Below are 2,722 nucleotides of genomic sequence, written 5' to 3'. Positions count from 1 at the left end.
TGGCGGGTCCGCTCGCCTTCGTGGCCCTGTTGTCCACGCCGATCGCCACCGCCCTCGGCCGCGGACGTCCCCACATCGTGGCCGCCGCACTCACCGGTGCGGTGATCGTGGTGGTCGCCGACATCGTCGCCTCCGAGGCCCTGGCCACGGTGGACCTGCCCACCGGCGTGGTGACCGGCGCGCTCGGTGCCCCCGCCATGCTCTGGATCCTCCTGCGCTCCCGAAAGGTCGCCTGATGAGTATCACCACCCACGTCACCCCCGGCGCCACGACGATGCCGCACGGTGTCTCAGCCGAGCCTGATCCCGCCTTCCGCCTTCGCGGGCTGACGCTGGGGTACGGGACCGCCCCCGTGATCCGCGACCTGGACCTGGACATTCCCAGCGGTCGTACCACGGTGTTCATCGGGGCCAACGGGTGCGGAAAGTCCACGATCCTCCGGGCTCTGGGCCGACAGCTCGCCCCCCTGGCCGGATCGATCGAGGTGGCCGGGCGGGATCTGGCCGGGGTCAGGGCTCGCGAGCACGCCCGGTCGGTGGCGTTCCTCCCGCAGTCCCCGCTGGTCCCGGAGGGGCTCACCGTGGCCGAGCTGGTGGCGCGCGGGCGCCATCCGCACCGACGCTGGTGGGGGCCCGGGGACCAGGACGAGCCCGCTGTCGCGGAGGCACTGGCACTGACGGGCACGTCGGGCTTCGCCCATCGTCGCGTCGACGAGCTCTCCGGCGGCCAACGGCAGCGGGTATGGGTGGCGCTGGTACTCGCGCAGGCGACTCCGACCCTGCTCCTGGACGAGCCGTGTTCGTTCCTCGATCTGGCTCACCAGATGGACGTGTTGGACCTGGTCCGAGATCTCCCGTTGCCAGCCGGGCACGAGCCGGAACCGGGTATCCCCGTGCCGGGCCGCCGCACGGTGGTCGCGGTCCTGCACGAACTCACCCTGGCCGCCCGCGTGGCCGACCACCTGGTGGCCGTGGCCGAGGGTGGGGTGGTGGCCGCGGGGCCGCCCGATCAGGTGATCAACCCCGAGACCCTGCGCCGGGTGTTCGATCTGGAGGCCGACATCATCAGCGACCCGCTCACCGGCCATCCCGTGGTACTGCCGCGGGGACGACGAAAGGGGACAGCATGACAGCGATGGCCGTGGAGGCTCCGACCCTCGTCGCGCAGACCAGGGTGGTCCGGGTACGTGCGCTGGGGGAGTCGTTCCTCCGATTGGTGTTGGCCGGCCCGGACCTGACCAGGTGGTCGCGGGAGGTGGTGGACCCGGGGACGGTGCGCGACGCGTACTTCAAGGTGTTCGTCCCCCCGCCGGTCGGGCAGGGGATCGTCCCCGACCCGGACGGCATCCGCGACTGGCTGGCCCTGCCCGAGGAGGACCGTGGGTGGATGCGGACCTACACCGTGCGTCGGGCCGACACGATGACCCTCGACGGCGCGCAGGTCCCCGCACTGACCGTGGACGTGGTGGTCCATCCCGGAGCGGACGAGGGACCGGGGTCGGGGTGGGCTCGGTCGGTCCGGGCCGGGGACACCGTGCACATCGCCGGTCCGGGGCTCGGACACGCACCGTGGGCGGCGTGGAACCCGGGGGCCGCAGGTCGGGTCGTGTGTGCGGGAGACGAGACCGCGGCGCCGGCCCTGTTGTCGATCGCCGAAGAGCTCGCCGCGGAACCGCGCGGGGTGAGGGACGTCCGCGTCGTGATCGAGGTGCCGACCTCGGCCGACGTGGTCGCGCTGTCGGCCGAGGCGCCCGAGTCGGTCACGATCCTGGCGAGGTCCGGCGAGCGGGGGCACTCGCTGGTACACCACCTGGCCGGAGTGTTGGGCGTGGGTCAGGAGTGCGTCGAGTCGGTCCTCGACGGACGCCGCCCCGCCGAGCGGGAGTGGCAGACCGCCACCACGATCTCCGCCGGGGATCCCTACGTGTTCCTGGCCGGGGAGGCATCACTGGTCCGGGCGATGCGACGGCTCGCCGTCGACGGGGCGGGGATGCCCAAGCGGGCCGTGTCGTTCATGGGGTACTGGCGCCGGGGCGCAGCCGAGTCGTGACTCGAAGCGACCGTTCAGGTCGCCTCCGGGCCCTCGTCGGGCGCGGGATACGATGGGTGTCGTAGGGCGCCGAGCAGGCGCGGATACCGCGATCCGGGCAGCCGGTTCACCACCGGGTCGAAGTGGAGGTTCTCGTCGTCGTCCTCCCAGGTGTCGACCGACAGTCGACCGAGGGTCGCCCACCTGCCCAGCGGGGTGGCGTGCTGGAGCGTCCACGTGCCGCCGTCGCCCGTGGGGATCGCGGCCAGCAACAACTGGCGGCCCGCGATCCGCACGGGGAACATCGACGTCATGGTGCGGCCGGTCGTCCGCCATCCCGCGGTGAGCACATAGCGGGTGAGCGGGCCCATTCCCGTGCTGGCGAGCAGGATGTCCACCGGACCATCCGCGTGGACGCGGATGGCCATGCCGCCGACGTCGGGGACGATGTCCGGCAGCCCCACGGCGCGGGAGAACCGGACCGTCGCGGGCCACCTGCCCGTGATGTCCAGGAGCGGCGAACCCGTCCGTCCCACCCCGGTGACGCTCAGAGTCGCGTGCGCGACGACGCCCCGGGGGTGTAGGGCCTTGGGGCGGACCAGACGCGTCACGGCCGCCGCGACCCCGAGTGTCGAGCCGACCATTCCGGCGACGGGCGTCGGGCGCAGGGCCAGCTCCGTGGACGGCGTCACGG

Annotated in this window: 4 protein-coding genes; 3 read left to right on the top strand and 1 reads right to left on the bottom strand. The window is 72.9% G+C overall.

From position 1 onward, the window contains the following. The 3 genes from G6019_RS13290 to G6019_RS13280 form a co-directional block, all read left to right on the top strand. Positions 1-236, top strand: a 236-nt coding sequence (locus G6019_RS13290; protein WP_182627779.1) for an iron chelate uptake ABC transporter family permease subunit, incomplete at its 5' end; no start/stop codon positions are given. Further along, complete coding sequence (locus G6019_RS13285) at positions 236-1,129, top strand: ABC transporter ATP-binding protein (RefSeq protein ID WP_375539767.1); 894 nt, start codon at positions 236-238, stop codon at positions 1,127-1,129. The genes G6019_RS13290 and G6019_RS13285, both read left to right, overlap by 1 nt. Beyond that, on the top strand, positions 1,126-2,049 hold the full coding sequence (locus G6019_RS13280) for a siderophore-interacting protein (RefSeq protein ID WP_206681831.1): 924 nt from the start codon (positions 1,126-1,128) through the stop codon (positions 2,047-2,049). Before G6019_RS13285 ends, G6019_RS13280 begins: the two co-directional genes overlap by 4 nt. A 14-nt stretch (positions 2,050-2,063) precedes the next feature. Here G6019_RS13280 and G6019_RS13275 read toward each other — a convergent pair. Beyond that, on the bottom strand, positions 2,064-2,722 hold a 659-nt coding region (locus G6019_RS13275; RefSeq protein WP_241726046.1), incomplete at its 5' end, for a phosphodiesterase.

Source organism: Dietzia sp. DQ12-76 (genome assembly GCF_014145045.1).
Taxonomy (GTDB): Bacteria; Actinomycetota; Actinomycetes; order Mycobacteriales; family Mycobacteriaceae; genus Dietzia.
This window is presented reverse-complemented; position numbering and strand designations above follow the sequence as displayed.

Excerpts from the sequence above, each read along its gene's own strand:
- G6019_RS13285 (WP_375539767.1), top strand. The coding sequence starts at position 236 with ATGAGTATCACCACCCACGTCACCCCCGGCGCCACGACGATGCCGCAC.
- G6019_RS13280 (WP_206681831.1), top strand. The coding sequence starts at position 1,126 with ATGACAGCGATGGCCGTGGAGGCTCCGACCCTCGTCGCGCAGACCAGG.